Source organism: Streptomyces spororaveus (assembly GCF_016755875.1).
GTDB classification, from domain to species: domain Bacteria; phylum Actinomycetota; class Actinomycetes; order Streptomycetales; family Streptomycetaceae; genus Streptomyces; species Streptomyces spororaveus.
The window spans coordinates 131,690-147,796 of sequence record NZ_BNED01000002.1 but is presented as its reverse complement, the minus strand read 5'-3'; the positions used below and the strand labels follow the sequence as shown (position 1 = coordinate 147,796).

Annotated in this window: 21 protein-coding genes; 10 read left to right on the top strand and 11 right to left on the bottom strand. The window is 69.1% G+C overall.

Translation table 11 applies throughout. The annotated features are described in order from the left end of the window. Positions 1–63: 63 nt before the first annotated feature. Both Sspor_RS01010 and Sspor_RS01005 read right to left on the bottom strand, forming a co-directional pair. Positions 64–351, bottom strand: a complete 288-nt coding sequence (locus Sspor_RS01010) for a hypothetical protein (RefSeq protein WP_202197255.1) — start codon at positions 349–351, stop codon at positions 64–66. A gap of 270 nt (positions 352–621) precedes the next feature. Next, positions 622–1,080 (bottom strand): lamin tail domain-containing protein, encoded by a 459-nt coding sequence (locus Sspor_RS01005; RefSeq protein ID WP_237403575.1) that lies wholly within the window; start codon positions 1,078–1,080, stop codon positions 622–624. 327 nt (positions 1,081–1,407) lie between these two features. Here Sspor_RS01005 and Sspor_RS01000 point away from each other — a divergent pair, with 327 nt between their 5' ends. From Sspor_RS01000 to Sspor_RS00990, 3 genes are all read left to right on the top strand, one after another. Beyond that, complete coding sequence (locus Sspor_RS01000; protein WP_202197254.1) at positions 1,408–1,947, top strand: hypothetical protein; 540 nt, start codon at positions 1,408–1,410, stop codon at positions 1,945–1,947. A gap of 244 nt (positions 1,948–2,191) precedes the next feature. After that, positions 2,192–2,455 (top strand): hypothetical protein, encoded by a 264-nt coding sequence (locus Sspor_RS00995; RefSeq protein WP_202197253.1) that lies wholly within the window; start codon positions 2,192–2,194, stop codon positions 2,453–2,455. Between the two features lie 36 nt (positions 2,456–2,491). Beyond that, the gene (locus tag Sspor_RS00990) at positions 2,492–3,322 is read left to right on the top strand and encodes an IS5 family transposase (RefSeq protein WP_237403579.1); all 831 of its coding nucleotides are present in this window, start codon (positions 2,492–2,494) and stop codon (positions 3,320–3,322) included. A 29-nt stretch (positions 3,323–3,351) separates the two neighbouring features. Here the strand turns inward: Sspor_RS00990 and Sspor_RS00985 are convergent, their stop codons facing one another. From Sspor_RS00985 to Sspor_RS00975, 3 genes are all read right to left on the bottom strand, one after another. Then, the gene (locus Sspor_RS00985) at positions 3,352–3,897 is read right to left on the bottom strand and encodes a GNAT family N-acetyltransferase (RefSeq protein WP_237403574.1); all 546 of its coding nucleotides are present in this window, start codon (positions 3,895–3,897) and stop codon (positions 3,352–3,354) included. Positions 3,898–4,125: 228 nt separating this feature from the next. Continuing rightward, positions 4,126–4,614, bottom strand: coding sequence for an anthrone oxygenase family protein (locus Sspor_RS00980; protein ID WP_237403573.1), 489 nt, complete (start codon positions 4,612–4,614; stop codon positions 4,126–4,128). Next, complete coding sequence (locus Sspor_RS00975) at positions 4,611–5,273, bottom strand: maleylpyruvate isomerase family mycothiol-dependent enzyme (protein ID WP_202197251.1); 663 nt, start codon at positions 5,271–5,273, stop codon at positions 4,611–4,613. Before Sspor_RS00975 ends, Sspor_RS00980 begins: the two co-directional genes overlap by 4 nt. Before the next feature lie 71 nt (positions 5,274–5,344). Here Sspor_RS00975 and Sspor_RS00970 point away from each other — a divergent pair, with 71 nt between their 5' ends. Further along, a complete protein-coding gene (locus tag Sspor_RS00970; protein ID WP_202197250.1) occupies positions 5,345–6,262 on the top strand; it encodes a LysR family transcriptional regulator in 918 nt (305 codons plus the stop codon). A 17-nt stretch (positions 6,263–6,279) separates the two neighbouring features. Here Sspor_RS00970 and Sspor_RS00965 read toward each other — a convergent pair. Further along, positions 6,280–7,109 (bottom strand): IS5 family transposase gene (locus Sspor_RS00965; protein WP_417839375.1). Its coding sequence is split into 2 segments (ribosomal slippage): positions 6,280–6,773 and positions 6,773–7,109, totalling 831 coding nucleotides; the frame shifts between segments, so codons are not numbered across the junction. A 67-nt stretch (positions 7,110–7,176) separates the two neighbouring features. After that, positions 7,177–8,139 (bottom strand): IS481 family transposase, encoded by a 963-nt coding sequence (locus Sspor_RS00960; RefSeq protein ID WP_202197249.1) that lies wholly within the window; start codon positions 8,137–8,139, stop codon positions 7,177–7,179. 236 nt (positions 8,140–8,375) lie between these two features. On the opposite strand from Sspor_RS00960, the gene Sspor_RS00955 reads away from it, so the two are divergent. Both Sspor_RS00955 and Sspor_RS00950 read left to right on the top strand, forming a co-directional pair. After that, positions 8,376–8,687: a hypothetical protein gene (locus tag Sspor_RS00955; protein ID WP_202197291.1), complete on the top strand. Its 312-nt coding sequence runs from the start codon at positions 8,376–8,378 to the stop codon at positions 8,685–8,687. A 433-nt stretch (positions 8,688–9,120) separates the two neighbouring features. Beyond that, positions 9,121–9,747: a hypothetical protein gene (locus Sspor_RS00950; protein WP_202197248.1), complete on the top strand. Its 627-nt coding sequence runs from the start codon at positions 9,121–9,123 to the stop codon at positions 9,745–9,747. A 9-nt stretch (positions 9,748–9,756) separates the two neighbouring features. On the opposite strand, the gene Sspor_RS00945 is transcribed toward Sspor_RS00950, so the two are convergent. Continuing rightward, positions 9,757–10,083 carry a hypothetical protein gene (locus Sspor_RS00945; protein WP_202197247.1) on the bottom strand — a complete coding sequence of 109 codons (327 nt, stop codon included), beginning with the start codon at positions 10,081–10,083 and terminating at the stop codon, positions 9,757–9,759. A 35-nt stretch (positions 10,084–10,118) separates the two neighbouring features. Further along, positions 10,119–11,276, bottom strand: coding sequence for a hypothetical protein (locus Sspor_RS00940; RefSeq protein ID WP_202197246.1), 1,158 nt, complete (start codon positions 11,274–11,276; stop codon positions 10,119–10,121). A 276-nt stretch (positions 11,277–11,552) separates the two neighbouring features. On the opposite strand from Sspor_RS00940, the gene Sspor_RS00935 reads away from it, so the two are divergent. Then, positions 11,553–11,852, top strand: a complete 300-nt coding sequence (locus Sspor_RS00935; protein ID WP_202197245.1) for a hypothetical protein — start codon at positions 11,553–11,555, stop codon at positions 11,850–11,852. A 71-nt stretch (positions 11,853–11,923) separates the two neighbouring features. Here Sspor_RS00935 and Sspor_RS00930 read toward each other — a convergent pair whose 3' ends face one another. After that, positions 11,924–12,226, bottom strand: coding sequence for a hypothetical protein (locus Sspor_RS00930; RefSeq protein WP_202197244.1), 303 nt, complete (start codon positions 12,224–12,226; stop codon positions 11,924–11,926). Positions 12,227–12,589: 363 nt separating this feature from the next. Here Sspor_RS00930 and Sspor_RS00925 point away from each other — a divergent pair, with 363 nt between their 5' ends. Both Sspor_RS00925 and Sspor_RS00920 read left to right on the top strand, forming a co-directional pair. Then, positions 12,590–13,072, top strand: coding sequence for a hypothetical protein (locus Sspor_RS00925; protein ID WP_202197243.1), 483 nt, complete (start codon positions 12,590–12,592; stop codon positions 13,070–13,072). Positions 13,073–13,488: 416 nt separating this feature from the next. Further along, positions 13,489–14,742 carry an NAD(P)/FAD-dependent oxidoreductase gene (locus tag Sspor_RS00920; protein ID WP_202197242.1) on the top strand — a complete coding sequence of 418 codons (1,254 nt, stop codon included), beginning with the start codon at positions 13,489–13,491 and terminating at the stop codon, positions 14,740–14,742. On the opposite strand, the gene Sspor_RS00915 is transcribed toward Sspor_RS00920, so the two are convergent. Then, the gene (locus tag Sspor_RS00915; protein ID WP_202197241.1) at positions 14,646–15,221 is read right to left on the bottom strand and encodes a zf-HC2 domain-containing protein; all 576 of its coding nucleotides are present in this window, start codon (positions 15,219–15,221) and stop codon (positions 14,646–14,648) included. The two genes, Sspor_RS00920 and Sspor_RS00915, sit on opposite strands and share 97 nt — an antisense overlap. Positions 15,222–15,554: 333 nt before the next feature. Between Sspor_RS00915 and Sspor_RS00910 the strand changes: the two genes are divergently transcribed. Next, entirely contained in the window at positions 15,555–16,022 is a 468-nt protein-coding gene (locus Sspor_RS00910; RefSeq protein ID WP_202197240.1) for a hypothetical protein, read from the top strand. The last annotated feature ends 85 nt before the right edge of the window (positions 16,023–16,107 follow it).

Here is a 16,107-nt window from a genome sequence, read left to right as displayed (position 1 = left end):
CGGTGGCCGACTCCGGCGGCAGAGCAACCGTGGTCGCCGGGCAACCCACCGCCGGGCTCCGTGCTACTCGCGGTGGGCAGGGTGGCCGTGGTCCAGGAGGTCCCGGTACCCGAGGGCGAAAACGGGGAAGCCGAGCGCGTCAAGGATCTTCCGAGAGGTGACGACATCCGGGGCGGGCTCTCCGGTGGCCTGCCCCAGCAGTTCGCGGACGTAGTACAGGTTCGTGCCGACCAGGGCATACCAGGCGCGGTGCTGGTCCATGAAGTCGCTGTGCGCGGGAGCGATACGAGCCGCCGCCCCGCGCACCCGGGCGCGGTCGACGCACAATGTCGGGTCGCCGATGGTGGTCATATGGGGGTTCCTCTCAGGGGCGGGGATGGGGCGCGCCGGGCCATTCGTACGAGTCGGCGGTCGGTTCCCACGGCCCGGCGCCGCCTGCCGTGGTCAGACGTGCGGAGGTCAGTCCGGCCGAGCTGTTCGGCAACGAGCGGTTTCGGGTCGCTCCGGACGGCCCGAACCGGAGGGCGGTCGATCCCCCCGAGGGGCCGGGCGCGAGCGCCCGCGGAAAGGGCGACGGCCTGGCCCAGCGTCTCGGTCGGACAGGCCGGAGCGGGCGCGGTGTCAGTGGCAGGTGGTGGAGCCGCGGCCGTTGGCCCGCCAGGAGCAGGTGTCCTTCTTGGTGCCGCCGGGCGCGGTGAGGGTGAGGGAGCCGGAGGAGTTGTTGAACCAGAAGTTGTTCTTCTTCCGGAACACGGTGCCGGTGCTGTTGGCGCCCTGGCCGTTCTTCAGCTTGACCGTCTTCCATGCGCCCAGGGTGAAGGTGGGGAACGTGTACAGGTATCCGGAAGCAGTCCTGACGGTGTAGCCGCGGAGCTGGACGGCGGTGCGGGTGTTGTTGTGGAGGTCGACGTACTCGGCGTTCAGTTTCGCGTTCGTCTGCGGCAGATCCGCTCCCGGGCCGTCGAACTGTAGCGCGCCGAAGTGCAGCCCGCCCTGATGCGTGGCAGCGCTAGCCTGCGGTGCGGCGAGGAGCGTGGTGGCGAGTGCCGCGGTCGCGGCGAGCATCGCGGTCTTCTTCATGATGGCGTTCCCTCCCTCAGGCGGTGTCAACGCACCGCCGCGGTGTGAGCAGCAGCAGCTGGTGGGTCCGCGACGGGGGACCATCGGCTGCTCACCGGAGATCAACGGCAAGCCGGTAAGAACGGCACGGCCAGCCCCCGCCCGTTCCAGCGGCGCCGCACCCGCTCTGCCGCATGCCCGCATCTCGTGACAGTCCCCGAGGGGAGCATCGAGCTGCGATCCCCACGAGGGGGCGCCCGAGCGGGGAGCCCTCACACGGGTTGCCGGTGGACGACTGTGGTCGATGCCCGTGCGCCGGGGCAGTCAACCGGCGTAGCGTGGTGGGATATGAGCGAGGTTGTGGAAGCCAGGGGTCCGAAGGTTCCGCCGAGTTTTCCTCCGAAGTCGCCGCCTCCGCAGAAGAAGCCGGTGGAACCGCCGCGGCCGCAGCCGACGACGAAGCCGAAATCGCTCACCGGGGTGCCACCCCGGCTGGTCGTCACCAGTCGGCGGGCAAGGGTGCTGGCGTTCCGTGCGGACCAGTGGGCGGCTAAGAAAGCCGCCGGACAAGCCGCGCTTGCTGTAGCCGAGTGGGACTACCCACTGCTCGACGAGCACGACTTCCTCAAGACAGTCCACGGCCTCGTCCACACGGCCGTGGCAGCCGGCGGGAAGCGCGTCAGCGTCCACCTCGCCGACCAGAACGACAAGATCCTCGTCATGGTCCTCAACCACCAGACCGGCGAACAGGACGATGCGGGACCCGTCCCGGCGGAGGTCGCGGTACTGCGCACCGTCGACGCCTGCGGCGCCCACACCGACCACGACGGCCACGCCTGGTGGGCACTCCTCGACGCCCAGCCCCGACCGAAGAAGCACCTGGCGTAACACGGGGTACTGGTGAGAACGCTGCCACAAGCCGCAAGCAGAGGTGGCACCTTCGGTACCGCAACCAGCGGGAGTCGGCCCCTGCCGCCTCCCATCGCTCTCGGGGTCGTCCGGGGTGAACCCCGCCCGTCCGGACCCGCCGGCCGCTAGGTTCGGTGGACGGCCCAGGGACGGGGCTGGTCTGGAAGAGCTGTTGGACGAGGGGGTTTGGGGATGGACGGCTGTCGCGGTGGTGTGCGCTGCGGTGGTCGTGGGACTGGTGCTGGTCGTGGGACTGGCGTATCTGGAGAAGGTGGACAAGATCGCCAGCGTGGTGGGAGCTGGCGTGGGGGTGATCGGGCTGGCTGTGTCGGTGTTCGCGCTCACCCGCAGCGATGGCACCCTGCCTGTGGCCGGTGCCCGGTCCGTTCAGGCCGGCGGTGGCATCGGGCGGGCGACGACCGGCGACAACAACCACCTCACCTCGCCGACCCCTAGAGCGTGTCTCCTTGATTCGCTTGTCGGTTGATCCGTTGTGTCCGTCCGGTTAGTGATCACTGATGCGATGTGGGACCGGATCGAGCCGTGGATGCCGGCCGATCCGGTCCGCGGTCGGCGATGGGCCGATCACCGCCGAACCCTGGAGGCCATCGCGTGGAAATACCGCACCGGCTCGCCCTGGCGGGACCTGCCAGATGAGCTGGGCTCGTTCCAGACCGCTCACAAACGGCTGCTCAGGTGGGCCGTGGACGGCACTTGGGAACGGATCCTCGCCGTGCTTCTGGCAGTGGCCGACGGTGCTGACGACATCGGCTGGACCGTGTCGGTGGACTCCACCGTCTGCCGAGCGCACCAGCACGCCGCCGGAGCCAGAAAGAAAGGGGCGCCAGATCGGGCTGAGCCTGACGACCATGCGCTCGGACGTTCCCGCGGCGGCCTGAGCACGAAAGTCCACCTCGCCAGCGACAGCCACGCACGACCCTTGGCCCTCCGCGTCACCGCGGGCCAGGCGGGCGACGCACCAGCCTTCCATGCCGTCATGGCCGGCATTCGTGTTCCGCGAAGCGGGCCGGGAAGACCGAGGACCCGACCAGGCGCCGTCCTGGCGGACCGCGCGTACTCGTCCCGCGCGATCCGAAGTCATCTCCGCCGACGCGGGATCCGAGCAGTCATCCCTCAGCCCTCCGACCAGATCCGCCACCGTCTGCGGCGAGGCCGAACCGGTGGTCGGCCACCTGTCTTCGACGCCGCGACATACAAGCAGCGCAACGCGGTCGAACGGTGCATCAACCGGCTCAAGCAGTGGCGCGGTCTGGCCATGCGGACGGACAAGCTGGCCATCGTTTATCAGGCTGCCCTCCACCTCTCCGCCACCCTCATCTGGGCTCGCGAGTGATCGAAAGGACACGCCTCAGGGGTTGTCGGTCAGAGGGGATCGAGGAGCATCAGGACCTCGTCTCGGGTGTCGTCGGGCGCGAAGCGCAAGGCGCTGGGCCAGCGGCCGACCTCCCGCCATCCCAGGCGGCCGTAGAAGTCCTCCAACCCTTCTCTCCCCCGGGCTGTGAGACGGAGCTGCTCAAGCCCCAGCTCGTCACGGGCCACCGTCCGCAGCTCTCGCATGAGAGCGGAGCCGACACCAAGGCTGCGGAAGCCGGGGTGGGTCTGGAGGTGGTGGACCGTTCCCCAGTGTGCGACGAGCCGAAAGGGATCACTTTTGAGGACAACCCATCCGGCAAGAGCCTCACCGAACCTGGCGATGATGAGGCGGCTGCGCGACGGGTCGAGATGGCTGAGGAGCTCGTCTGCGACCGGTGCGACGTCGTCGTCATGGACTGGGGGGAAAGGAAATCCGGCAGCACCACCCGCGTTCGTGACTGCGATCCAGCAGTCGACGAGCTGACGCCTCAGGTCGGAAGGGACCTCATGTGTTCCGGTGATCTGGGTGAGAGTGGGCATGATCTTCTGCTTCATGCGCAGGAGCATCCCAGTCGGTGCTGACATCGAAGTGAGCCGAGTCTCCGGAGCCACCTACTACTCACGCGTTCAAGCAGACACCCCCTAGGTCGTGTCTCCTTGACGGATTGCCAGTGGATCAGCCGCACCCGGTGATCGGTGACCAATGTGGTGTGGCACGGATCGCGCCCTCATACGGGTTCGCCAGGGGCGACGCATCGACCTGTCGAGATGACGGCGGTGGGTTCAGTGGTGCTCGGTCGCTCGCCTGCCTGCCTGGCGCAGGGCAACAGAGATCAGGATGGCGAACGCAGCTGCGGCAGTGCAGGTACGGGCATCGTTGAACAGTTCCCAGCGGCTCAGGATCTCCGCATGGTCGGCCGGCGGCGCGGTGGCGGCCCACTGCTTGATGCGGCCGTTGATCGGGACATTCCCGAACCGGGTGATCAGGAAGGACGCGACAGTCAGGAGCCCTGCGGTGGCTGCGAGGACTTGGGTTCGTCCGCGTGTCAGGGCGGCCAGGGTGAGGGCGCTGAGGGCCGAGACCGCCATCGCCCCCTGCACGGTGATCCCGTTCATCTTCATCAGCTCGGTGTGGAAGTCCAGTCTCATGTCGATCGGCACGGAGTTGAAGGTGGGGACCAGGTTGGCGGCGCCGTAGCCGAAGGCTCCGGCAAGCAGACCGGTGGAGAACAGGGACAGACCCAGGAGGAGGCGGGTGCGCATCTGGTTCATGCCTCCTCGGCGGATCGCGTGAAACGATCGCTCGGTTCTCCTCGTAGCCGGCCGTCCGGAAGCCTGCGACCGTAGGCCAACAGAAGGAGATCCTGGGCGGCGCCGAAGACAGGTGAGCCAGAGCCGTACGCCCAGTCGAGGTCCTCGGCGCACAGCTGCACTCCGTCGAGGTCGGCGCCGAAGAACTTCAGGCCGCTGGGCCGGATGTCATCGAGGAGGATGCGCAGCCGGTTCTCGGGGACGCGCCGGTGGAGGCCGAGGGCGACGGTGATGTCCAGCCCGTGCACGACGTCGTGGCCGAGCGCCGCCGTGAGCCCGCCGACCGGTGGTGTCCAGGGATGGTGGGCGTTGTCCCGCAGGAAGGCGGCGAGCGCGATGGTGGAGTGGGCGGCCGAATCCCTGCGCGCGACCTGATCGGTCATGCGGTGAAGGTTCCCGCGTGCCTTGACCAGTTCACCGAGCATCGTGGGCAAGGAGAGCCGGAACCCCATCGACATGTGCGCCGCCACCTCGCGAACGCGCCATCCCGCACAGAGGCTCTGCTCGTTCCACTGGTCGGTTCGCAACGTGTCGAACAAGTCGGCCAGTTCCCGGCGTTCCGCCGCGATCGCCGCCCTGACCTCGACACTCTTCCCCTTGCGGGCTGTTGAGTTCCCCATGTGATCAAGCCTGAGGCCGACAGATCGATAGCGCCAGTAGATAGTTCTGCTGCGATCTAGAATCACTGCTTATGGAACTCCGCCAGCTGCGCTACTTCGTCTGTGTCGTCGAGGAAGGCGGTTTCACACGAGCCGCCGCCCGGCTGCATCTGGCCCAGCCCGGCCTCAGCGCCCAGATCCGCCAGCTGGAGAAGGAGCTGGGGCAGCCCCTGCTCGACCGCTCCGCCCGGTCGGTGACGCCGACCGAGGTGGGCCGGGCGGTCCTGCCGTACGCCCGGGCCGCGCTGGCCGCGGCGGAGTCGGTGCGGCAGACGGTCGATGCCTACACGGGGCTGCTACGTGGCCGGGTCACGCTCGGACTGGTCTCCGGCGCCACTGGCCACGCCTTCGACATCGCCGCTTTACTCGCGGACTTCCACGATGCCCACCCCTCGGTGGAGGTGGCTCTCACCGAGGACACCACGGAGCGGATGCAGGCCGCGCTCCTGGCCGGCGAGCTGGACATCGCCATCCTCGGAACGGCAGAGGAGACGCCCCCGCCCGGAGCGGCTTTCCAGACGGTGATCGATGTCCCGCTGGTCGCCGCTGTCGCGCCAGGCGATCCCGTTCTCGACCGCGTCGACGGTACGAGCGTCCCGCTCGCCGATCTGCGGGATCGGCCGCTGATCTGCCTGCCGCGCGGCACCGGGGTGCGCACGGCGCTCGAACGCGGTTGTGCTCAGGCAGGATTCCGGCCCCGGGTCGCCTTCGAGGCGGCAGCCCCGCACGTGCTCTCGCAGCTTGCCGCGCGGGGCCTGGGCATCGCCGTGCTACCTGCCGGTGAGAACGAGTCCCCCCTCGACGGACGCCTTCGCACCCTGCGGATCGTCCGGCCCGAGATGCGTGCCCGCATCGCGCTCGCCTGGCAGGCCGGCGGCCCTTCGAGCCCTGCGGCCCGCGTTCTCCTCGACCGCCTACGCGAAGTTATCCCCAAGCCCCCCGAGTCCTAGACTGCCTCCGTCCTTAATCACCGTCGTGCCCATATGAGGATGGCGGCGACGTGGAGGGCGGCCTGGTAGGCGACGGCCAGTTTGTCGGTTCGCATGGCCAGGCCGCGCCACTGCTTGAGGCGGTTGATGCATCGCTCGACCGCGTTGCGCTGCTTGTACGACGCAGCGTCGAAAGTCGGCGGGCGGCCGCCCGCGCTGCCTCGCCGCAGCCGGTGGCCGACCTGGTCGGACGGCTGGGGGATGACCGCGCGGATTCCGCGTCGGCGGAGGTAACTTCGGATCGCGCGGGATGAGTACGCGCGGTCCGCCAGGACGATGTCCGGGCGAGTTCTCGGCCGTCCGGTTCCGCTTCGCGGAACACGGATGGCGGTCATGACCATCTCGAAGGCCGGAGCGTCGCCCGCCTGGCCTGCGGTGACGCGAAGGGCCAGGGGTCGCGCATGGCCGTCGCTGGCGAGGTGGACCTTCGTGGTCAGGCCGCCGCGCGAGCGTCCCAGCGCGTGGTCGTCGGGTTCGGCCTGGCCTGGAGCCCCTTTTTCCTGGCTCCGGCGGCGTGCTGGTGGGCCCGGCAGACAGTGGAGTCCACCGAGACGGTCCAGCCGATGTCGGCATCAGCGTCGGCCGCTGCCAGGAGCGCGGCAAGGATGCGTTCCCAGGTGCCGTCCACGGCCCACCTGATCAGGCGTTTGTGAGCGGTCTGGAATGAGCCGAGTTCTTTCGGTAGGTCCCGCCAAGGCGAGCAGGTGCGGTATTTCCACGCGATGGCCTCCAAGGTGCGGCGGTGATCGGCCCACCGCCGTCCGCGGACCGGATCGGCCGGCATCAGCGGCTCGATCCGGCCCCACATCGCATCAGTGATCACGAACCGGACGGACACATCCGATCAACCGACCAGCCGATCAAAGAGACACGCTCTAGGTGTGTTGTCCGGACAGGTTGGTGACGCGGCTGGCGGGTGTCTGGCCACTGATGCCGGTGTGGGGTCGGTGGTAGTTGTACCAGTGCAGCCAGTCGGTGAAAGCTTCCTGGCGCTGCCGGTCTGAGGTGTAGGGCTTCTGGTAGGCCCATTCTTCGAGCAGGGTGCGGTGGAAGCGTTCGACCTTGCCGTTGGTCTGTGGGCGCCAGGGCCTGGTCCATCGGGGCTGGATGTCCAGATCGCGGCAGGTCTGGCTCCAGGTGTGCTTGGTGTAGGCCCAGGCGTTGTCGGTCAGGACCCGTTCGACGGTGATGCCCAGGGACGCGAACCAGGCGGTGGCCCGGGTGAGGAAGGCGGCGCAGGTCGGGGCGGTCTCGTCGGGCAGGTCTTCGGTGTAGGCGAGTCGGGTGTGGTCGTCGAGGGCGGTGTGGAGGTAGGCGTATCCGGCGCCGTTGCGGCGGTCCTTGTTCGGGCTGCCGGCGGCCCGGCCCAGGACTCTGTGGCCGCCGCCGTCGGGGATCCGGCCGAGCTTCTTGACGTCGATGTGGACGAGTTCGCCGGGCCGGGCGCGTTCATAGCGGCGGACGGGTTCGCCGGTGGCCCGGTCCAGAGCCGCCAGGGGCGGCTGGCCGTTGCGGACGAGGATGCGGTGGGCGGTCGAGGCCGCGATACGGCACCGGACTGCCAGCCGCAGTGGACCGATCCGGTGTTCCCGCCGGAGGCGGAGCACTTCCGTCTCGATCTCGGCTGCTGTCCTGCGGGGCTGGTGGCGGGGCCGGCTGGAGCGGTCACTCATTCCGGCGACGCCCAGAAGCCGGTAGCGGGCGGCCCAGCGGGCCGCGGTGGTGTGGCTGACCTGGAAACGCTCTGCCGCCCGGCGCACGGGCCAGCCGTCATCGACGACACAACGCGCCAGACGAAGTCGCCCGGTCTCGGTCAGCGGCGCACTACGGTGGACCACGAGGGCCTCCTGAAGTTGGCGTAGATGTCGCAATCCACACCGAGCCAGAAGGCCCTCACCCATTTCAAGAACCCAGCACGCGTGTCACCAACGTCCCGGGACAACACATCTAGGCCCCTACCGACCGCAGGCGGCGGCGCGGGTGCGGCTGTCGGCTTGGGTGTTGCCGGGGAGCGCGGCGTGGGCGCGGGCGGCAGTATCGGCGATGCCGTCACCGGCGACGGGAACCAGCAGCCATGAGCGCCTTCCGCCGCAGCAAGAACGAGGGCGGGCCGGGCATGGGTGTGCCGGGCCAGCGCGGGCTGTCGGCCGACGGAAACATGGGGCTCGGGGTCTCCGGCGACGACAACGAAATCATGGTGCGGAACAGTGTCATCGGTGACAACAACTCCATCACCCACCAGTACCTGCCCGCGCAGAGCGGCCAGGTGTGGCCGCATCAGGTCGGGGTAGTCCCGCTGCCGGCGCGGTCGTTTCAGCACCGTGGTGAGGCCGAGCGGCTGCGGGCAGCGATCGAGGGCGGGGCACCGCGGTGCACGGCGGACTAAGGCGGGCGCCCGCCGGTGCGCGGGTTAGGCGCGGCTGCAAAGCGGTTCTGGTCCAGGTTTTGTGGAGCGGGGGCGCGGAGGGTGCAGGGCACCCGCGCCACGCGCTGGCCAGCAGGGTCAAAGCCAGGACGACGGTCTCGTGCCCGGCCCTGTCGGCCCACGGGCCGTAAGCGCCGCCGTCCCCGCCAGCACAGCGGCGCCGTACAGCGCCGCCTGCCCGTCATCACCACCGCTCTCCCCGTCCAGCGCCTACCGGCCGCGTCCCGCAACACTCGAACCAGCGTGCCCGTCATCACCAGGTTCTTGCGTCACCACCATGTCCCGGTGCTGTAAGGGAACTGGGCTCGGGCCACCCGCCCGCCCAGTCAGCCACTAGCGTGCGGCCATTGGGCCCAGCAGCCCAGCCGACCACCACACCCCGGGAGACTCTGCCATGCCCATCCGTAGTCCCCGCACCCTCCTCGCCACGATCGCCCTCGCAACCACCCTGACGCTGACCGCCTGCGACCCCGCAGCCGAAGCCGAAGCCCCTCCCGCCGCCTCCGCCACTGTCTCCGCGCCCGCCTCCTCCACGTCGCCCGCCGGTTCCGGCAAGCACACGCTGGCCGAGTCCGCCACCGCCGGCGGGCTCACCAAGGCCACCGGTGCCAGCGCGGTCTCCGACGTCCCGGTTGACCCGGGCGAGATGCGTGATGGCATGCACCTGGTGGTCGCTGACTACAACCGTGCCGGGCAGACCTCCGGCCGCCGCATCCTTTTCGTTGGCGTCGACAGTGTTCCCGAGGACCCGAACAAGCGTCGCGAGCACCTTTGGCGCGGCCTGATCGACTACGCGCTGCAAAACGGCTCCACCGGCACCCCCACCACCGCCAAGCCGTACCAGCCCGGCCCATTCGGCGGATCCCTCGAGTGCCTCAGCCTGCCCGAATCCGCCAACGCCACCGACGTCATCTGCGGCTGGTCCGACACCACCACCGCTGCCGTCGCACTCTTCCCCCGCACCACCCCGGCCGACGCCGCCCGCCTCTTCACCGCCATGCGCGCCGACCTCGAACACTGACCGCCCCGTCTACCGCACCCCCATCGCCGGGGCGTCGCGCAGGCAGCGGCGCCGCCGGATGATCCACACCAGGGCCCGTTCCCCGATCCAGCGTTTGGGAATGACCTGGAAGCCCTGACTCTTGCAGCGGCCGGGGTGGTCGGGGATCTCCAGGTCGAGGCCGAGGGTCCGGCGGCTCCAGGGCACGAGTTCGCCGTCGTAACCGTGGTCCGCCCAGACCTTGGTGACCTGCGGCCTTGATCGACTGCGCGTCGATGATCGCGGCCGTCGGCTGCTCGGAGTGTCCCGCGCGGCGGCGGACCTCCTTCGCCAGGCGGCGTGGATCGCGGTGAACACGAACTCGCACCGCCGTGCCCATCACCATCAGGCTGTTAAGCGGAGTCGTATCTCATGCGGCTGTGTTTCGTCAGGATGTGCCGAACGCCCTCGTCGAACACTGCGGACTTGTCGATGGTGTTCACGAGCGGGCCGAGCCGCTGGGCAGCTCGCTGGGTGACTGCGGCATGGGCAAGCTTGACCACGTCTTCCGGACGGCAAGTTTCCTTTACCGCCATAACTACATGACCGAACGAGGATGCGCCTCTCTCAGATCCCGCCGCCATGAGAAGCAGATCCGCCACTTCGCCCATGTTGTTCTCACGCAAATATTTGATCAGTTGCGCCAGGTCTGTGGGTTCACGCCACTTAGCCGCACCCAAGAGCACGTTCCTCAGGACATTGAATTCTTTACGTTCTCGCAGTTCTGAGAGGATCGCCAGGGTTTCTGACGGCTCTCGCTTTACGCCCACTCTTTCGCCGAGGACTTTCTCCGGCCACAGTTGCCTGTCGGCTCTGAGGGCCCTCAGGACTTGAAGAATGAAGTCCGCGTTCCGGTACTCTGCGATGGCATCGATGAGGATGACCTCATCTCCGAATCGCCCCTCCGTCCGGAGGAATTCCACAATAGACGGGACTCTGTGACTGTCTCCCCGTTTTCCGATTTCATGGACCAGCAGAAGCGCATGGTCTTTCTTGCCGAGGACTCTCAGCTCCTTGAGAAGGGCTAGCCAGGTCCTGGGGTGGATGCTGTCCATCAGCGCGTCGACGATGTCGGCGACATCAGCATCCGTCGCCTCTTGAGCAATTTCGCGGATCGTCCGGCCGGCGTTCGCGCCTTCCGGCTCCTGCTGCCCTTCGTCCTGACCGACGAGAGGTCGACTGAGCCAGGACAGTAACTGGTGACGTGAGAGGTGGCGGGGAGAGATGACCGGTTGATCGTTCTGCTGTAGCCGCCTTCTTGCCGTCTCCGCCTTGTCCCACAGGTCGCGCGCTTCCTGCCGCCGTGCCCGCGCGATCGCGGTGCCGGGCGAGCAGATCTCGATGACGGCCTCAGCGAAGTCCCATCTCAGAGCAACGCCGCCGAGCCAGTCCGAAACCGTGGCGCGGGCAGGCACGCTGTGGTTCGCGAAGTGGTCCGGGGTGAGTTTGGCGATGAGCCCCGTGATACCGAGGCCCGACTCGTCCAGCCACTGCCGCAGCAAGATCGCCAAGTCATTGATCTCCGGCGTCGGGCCACGGGTCTGGCCCCATCCCCGCCCCGTCCTTCGGCCCCCTTGCACCTGCCGGTGCCCCCTTGCCCGTCCGGCTCCTACCCCGCTCCAGAGCCCCTGTCCAGAGTTGTCCGGACATTCCTTGCGGGTGGTCATTCCAGCACAGCACGGTGTGGTCAGAGGGTCATTCGCCTGAATGCGCCTTCCCAGCGGGACCCGCCGGCTCAGCGTCGCGGCAAACCCGACGGGCCCCCGGCACCTCACCCAGGAGGCACCATGACCAACCGTACGAGCCGGCGCGGTCCGGAGCGAGAGCACCTCATCGCCTACATGGCCGTCCTGGCCACCGTCATCGCACTCATCGCTCTGGGCGTGACCCCCACCGCCATCCTCCCCATCGGACTCGGCATGGGGCTGATGTACGAAAAGTGGGCCGACGCCGCCAACCGGCGGCGAGGTTCCGACGGGACCGCACGACGCGGAACACGGACACGAAAGCACCTCACCCAAGAACCCCAGGAAACGACCCGCGACCAAGAGCACGGATCACCCACGGAGAACAACGACGCACCGTAGAGCCGTCACAGAAAAATGGGTGGCCGCACGCCGGCCACCCGCCCCCCATTCCATTATCAAGACAAGGGGCACTAATCCGGTTTCCGATGGCTGCTCCCCCTGAGCCTGATCAGCGCCTGCTTCATCCTGTCCCGGAGCTCATCTCCTCGATCCTTCCTCTGCCTCCGCTCCTGCCGCTGTACCTCCTCCTGCGCAGCAAACTCCATATCACGCTTCCTCCTCAACTCCTCGGAACGGGCGGCCCTCCGAAGTCCCTCCTTGTACTCCTTGAATGTGCGCTTGAGTTCCGCATCCGTCTCCATGGGATCCGCCCATGCCTCTCCTCCCCTGTCCATCCACTTCCTGAGAGCTTCATCAAATCGTTCGGTACTCAAGCCCTACCCCCTGGAGTTTCGACCCATGATGACCACCATGAACAGGCAAAGAAGACCTGATGAATCTAGGACGGCGGCACGATCTGCAACTTTCTTCGTACATGGCGGCCCTTACGACCTCAGGTCGCCGGTGTAGCGGTTGGACGCCGCGAGCCCGAAGCGGGCCGGCTCCGGTCGTACCAACGGACCCGTGCAAACTCTCTCCATAACTTCTGCTCGTACGCCACCCCCGCCCGCAGCGCCGCCGGGCCCGGCACCGGCTCCGCGGCCCGCCCCGGCATCGGCTCACCCGGCGGTCGCAACGTCATCTGTTCCGAGCCACGCAACCGGCTGCGCGTCGGTTGTGCAGGCCGGGTTCGGCCCATGCATGCTCGGCGGCCCAGGCCGCCCGTCGACCGCGGCGACCACACCACCGCAAGGCAGCTCCTCACCCGAGGCCGGCGCATCTTCGACCGGGCCGGCTCCCACGACCAGACCTCCGACGACGCCGTCCCCCACTGGCGCCTCGACGTCTTCACCTCCCTGCTCGGCGGCCCGCCTCGACGACGAGACCACAGCCGTCGCAAGCAGGACGCGCCCCGCGCGGAGCTGCCCGCGACCCTGCTCCGGTTCGCGACCCACCTGGAGATACATCGTGGGCTGATGCCGGCCCGCTCCGGCGACACCGCCGTCGGCACCGCCCACGCCGCGCTGGACGACCTCCCATCACGACGGCTGGCACGCCCGCCCGGTCGGCGTTCGACGGGAGAAGAACGGCGGCGGAATTGTGCACCGAAGTCGGTGTGGGCCCGCACCAGCGACAATCTCCGCCACATCGGCAGCCGGACCCGTACCGCAGCATCGTGAGCTTGCGCTCGACCTCGCGCGTGATCTGCCCGCGGTCGGCGGCGCCGAGATTGCCCAGGCCGCGCGTGACCAGTGACCAAACGCCCACGGCTGAAGGCGTAGGTCGGCAAATGGAAGTCGGTGGGCCAGCCGGCGTTCGCAGCGACGAAGTCCGTCACCCGGGCGGTCGGATGGAGGCGGGGCTTGTCCGGATGAGCTGCCGGATCGTCAGGTCGGTCGAGAAGGTTCCCAAGTCGGAGGCGCGCAGGAAGTTGGCGATGGTTGTCCGTCCCGTACCCGCACGCGCACATGGACACACCCGGACGGGCGGCCGTCGGGCCTTCGGGCGGTGTCGCCTACGTGTCGGGGTCATTTGCGGCACACAGTGAACGAGCGGCACGGGCCGCATCGAAGCGACACGTGAGAGAGGTGGCCGTATGTCCTCAGGCCTCGACGCAGCGGACGTGCTGGTCGTCGGTGCCGGAGTCGCCGGGTTGGCGTGCGCCCGGGACCTGCTGGCGGCCGGCATGCGCGTACGGGTGATGGAGGCCGGCGACGCGGTCGGCGGACGCATGCGTTCGGACCGGGTCGGGGGCTTCCTCGTGGACCGCGGGTTCCAGGTGTTCAACACCGCCTACCCCCAGGTCCGGCGCAGGTTCGACCTGAAGAAACTCCGCCTTCGGCCCTTCACACCAGGGTTCCTCGTTCACACTCCGACCGGCAGACTCAGCTTCAACGATCCCACCCGTCGCCCGCGCACGCTGCCCGAGTTGCTCTCCGGTCGCCTCGCCGGCCGTCGCGACCTGGCCGCCCTCGGCCTGCTGTCCGCCCGTGACATGCTGCTGCCCCCGGCCTGGCTCAAACGACGGCCGGACACCACCGCCCGCACCGCGTTCGCCGACGCCGGGATCTCCGAAGCATTCGTCGAGCGGTTCTTCCGCCCCTTCGTGTCGGGGGTCTTCTTGGAGGAGGAACTGGAGACTTCCGCCCGGGTGTTCCACATGGTCTGGCGGAGCATGCTGCGCGGAACCATCTGCCTGCCGACCGAGGGCATCGGGGCGGTCCCGCAGGCCCTGGCCACCGGCCTACCAGAGGGTGCCGTACAGCTTGAGACCCCAGTGGCCGAGCTCACGGCCGACGGTGTGCTCACCACCGAGGGACGGGAGATCCCGGCACGCGCCGTTGTGGTCGCCACCGGCCCGGGGTCCGTCCCGACACTGCTCCCCGAGGTGACCCTGCCCGCCTACCGAACGGTGACGACGTACTACCACGTCGCTCCGCGGTCCCCCCTCGGCGAGCCGACCCTGCTCGTGGACGCCCACCGCCGCTTCCTCAACACCTGTGTCCTGAGCGACGTCGTGCCCGGCTACGCCCCACCCGGCCACGCCCTCATCGCCACGTCGGTCACAGGCCGGGACCGGCGGGGGCGTGAGCACGAGCTCCGAACGGCGCTCGCGGATGCGTACGGCACGGGCACAGAAGGCTGGGACCTCGTCACCGTCCGCACCATCGAGGACGCGCTGCCCGCCATGGCTCCGCCGCAGACGCTGACCCGTACCACGCGCGTGGCGCCGGGCCGTTATGTGTGCGGTGATCACCGGGCCACCGGTTCCACCCAGGGTGCGCTGGCCTCCGGTGCGAGGGCCGCCCGCGAGGTGCTGCACGACCTGCGGCGCCATGGCATGGCGTGAACCGCTATGGCCCGTCCGTGGACGGTACGGGCGTCAGGTGCCGCCAGGACGGTGCTGACCTCGTCCAGCTGCTGCAGGGCCTGGTGGGCCTGCTGCTTGAGGTCCTGTCGGTTCTCCGCCTGCCACAGCGCGACGCCGCCGAGGGCGGCAGCGGCAGCGGCCACGCCGGCCGCCAGCGCCAGCGGCAGGGCCCGGCGGCGCAGGATGTCGCCGAGGGCGGAGGCGGCGGAGGCGACGCGCGGTGGCAGCTGGCGTACGCCGTCGATGGCCGCCATGACCTGCGGCTTGGCTGACGCATGGGGTGGCTGGGCCACCGCTGCTGCCAGGCGTGCCGCGGTGGCCTCGAATTCTGCGGCTTCCTGGCGGCAGGCCTCGCAGGCCTGTAGGTGGGCGTTGAAGTACTTGCGTTCGTCGGGGTCGAGCGCGCCGAGGGCAGAGGCGGCGGCGAGGGTGTGGGCGTCGGATGCGTGGTGCTTCATGGGCCGGTCCCGCCAGGTGGCTGCGACCATTGCGCGCGCCTTGGGGTCGGAGGCGGCAGCGAGCTCCGTCGGCATTCGGTCGTATGCCTCGTCCAAGTCCTCGATGCCCGCCACGTGGTGGTGGCTGAATGTCCTGGCTGCATGCGAAGAGCATTACCGCGGCGCCGTGCGACACGTGGCTCCCGCGACCTCGATGCGGGCGTTTCCCTGACGGTTCGGGCCCGGCCGGTTACGGTGCGTATGCCGACGTACGGGGGCCGGGGACGCATCCCGGCGCCTGGCGGCAGCGGGCCCCGGGGACCGGGCCCGGTCACGGGGCAGGAGGGACACACCATGCTGACCGAAGAACTGCTGACGCTCGCCGCCGCGGCGGGCGCCGCGGTGGCGACCGCCGCGGGCACCGACGCCTGGGAGGAACTGCGCACCCGCCTCGGCGGCTGGTTCGGCCGGGGCGACGCCCGGCTCGAGGAGAGCGTGCTCGCCGAGCTGGACAGCAGCGCCGAACGGCTGCTGGAGGCCGGTACGCCGAACGGCAACGAGCTGGAACGGTACGGTGCGGCCTGGCGGGATCGGGTGGCCGCCACTCTGGAGCAGCTGGACGGACCCGACCGCGAGTACGCGGCCCGCGAGCTGCGCCGGCTGGTGACCGGGGAGACGGCGCCTGCACCGGCCCCCGGCGGTGGCCAGAACGTCCGGGGCGACATCCGCGTCCACGCCGAGCAGGGCTCGCTCGCCGCGGCCCTGATCAACGGGAACGTCACCTTCAGCCCCCCTCCCCCGCCGGTCCGGTCCGAGGGCTGACCGGACCGGCCTCCGGCGGCACCCCCGCCGGTGATGCCCCTGACGCTTCCGATGCCCAAAGTACTTCCGGCTCTTCCGACGTCCC

What these genes read in the sequence shown, in the direction of transcription:
- Sspor_RS00925 (WP_202197243.1), top strand. Translation starts at nt 12,590, where the DNA reads ATGCATGCTCGGCGGCCCAGGCCGCCCGTCGACCGCGGCGACCACACC.
- Sspor_RS00970 (WP_202197250.1), top strand. Translation starts at nt 5,345, where the DNA reads ATGGAACTCCGCCAGCTGCGCTACTTCGTCTGTGTCGTCGAGGAAGGC.
- Sspor_RS00910 (WP_202197240.1), top strand. Translation starts at nt 15,555, where the DNA reads ATGCTGACCGAAGAACTGCTGACGCTCGCCGCCGCGGCGGGCGCCGCG.
- Sspor_RS00985 (WP_237403574.1), bottom strand. Translation starts at nt 3,897, where the DNA reads ATGAAGCAGAAGATCATGCCCACTCTCACCCAGATCACCGGAACACAT.
- Sspor_RS00955 (WP_202197291.1), top strand. Translation starts at nt 8,376, where the DNA reads ATGAGCGCCTTCCGCCGCAGCAAGAACGAGGGCGGGCCGGGCATGGGT.
- Sspor_RS01005 (WP_237403575.1), bottom strand. Translation starts at nt 1,080, where the DNA reads ATGAAGAAGACCGCGATGCTCGCCGCGACCGCGGCACTCGCCACCACG.
- Sspor_RS00950 (WP_202197248.1), top strand. Translation starts at nt 9,121, where the DNA reads ATGCCCATCCGTAGTCCCCGCACCCTCCTCGCCACGATCGCCCTCGCA.
- Sspor_RS00975 (WP_202197251.1), bottom strand. Translation starts at nt 5,273, where the DNA reads ATGGGGAACTCAACAGCCCGCAAGGGGAAGAGTGTCGAGGTCAGGGCG.
- Sspor_RS00915 (WP_202197241.1), bottom strand. Translation starts at nt 15,221, where the DNA reads ATGAAGCACCACGCATCCGACGCCCACACCCTCGCCGCCGCCTCTGCC.
- Sspor_RS00920 (WP_202197242.1), top strand. Translation starts at nt 13,489, where the DNA reads ATGTCCTCAGGCCTCGACGCAGCGGACGTGCTGGTCGTCGGTGCCGGA.
- Sspor_RS01000 (WP_202197254.1), top strand. Translation starts at nt 1,408, where the DNA reads ATGAGCGAGGTTGTGGAAGCCAGGGGTCCGAAGGTTCCGCCGAGTTTT.
- Sspor_RS00990 (WP_237403579.1), top strand. Translation starts at nt 2,492, where the DNA reads ATGTGGGACCGGATCGAGCCGTGGATGCCGGCCGATCCGGTCCGCGGT.
- Sspor_RS00980 (WP_237403573.1), bottom strand. Translation starts at nt 4,614, where the DNA reads ATGAACCAGATGCGCACCCGCCTCCTCCTGGGTCTGTCCCTGTTCTCC.
- Sspor_RS01010 (WP_202197255.1), bottom strand. Translation starts at nt 351, where the DNA reads ATGACCACCATCGGCGACCCGACATTGTGCGTCGACCGCGCCCGGGTG.
- Sspor_RS00935 (WP_202197245.1), top strand. Translation starts at nt 11,553, where the DNA reads ATGACCAACCGTACGAGCCGGCGCGGTCCGGAGCGAGAGCACCTCATC.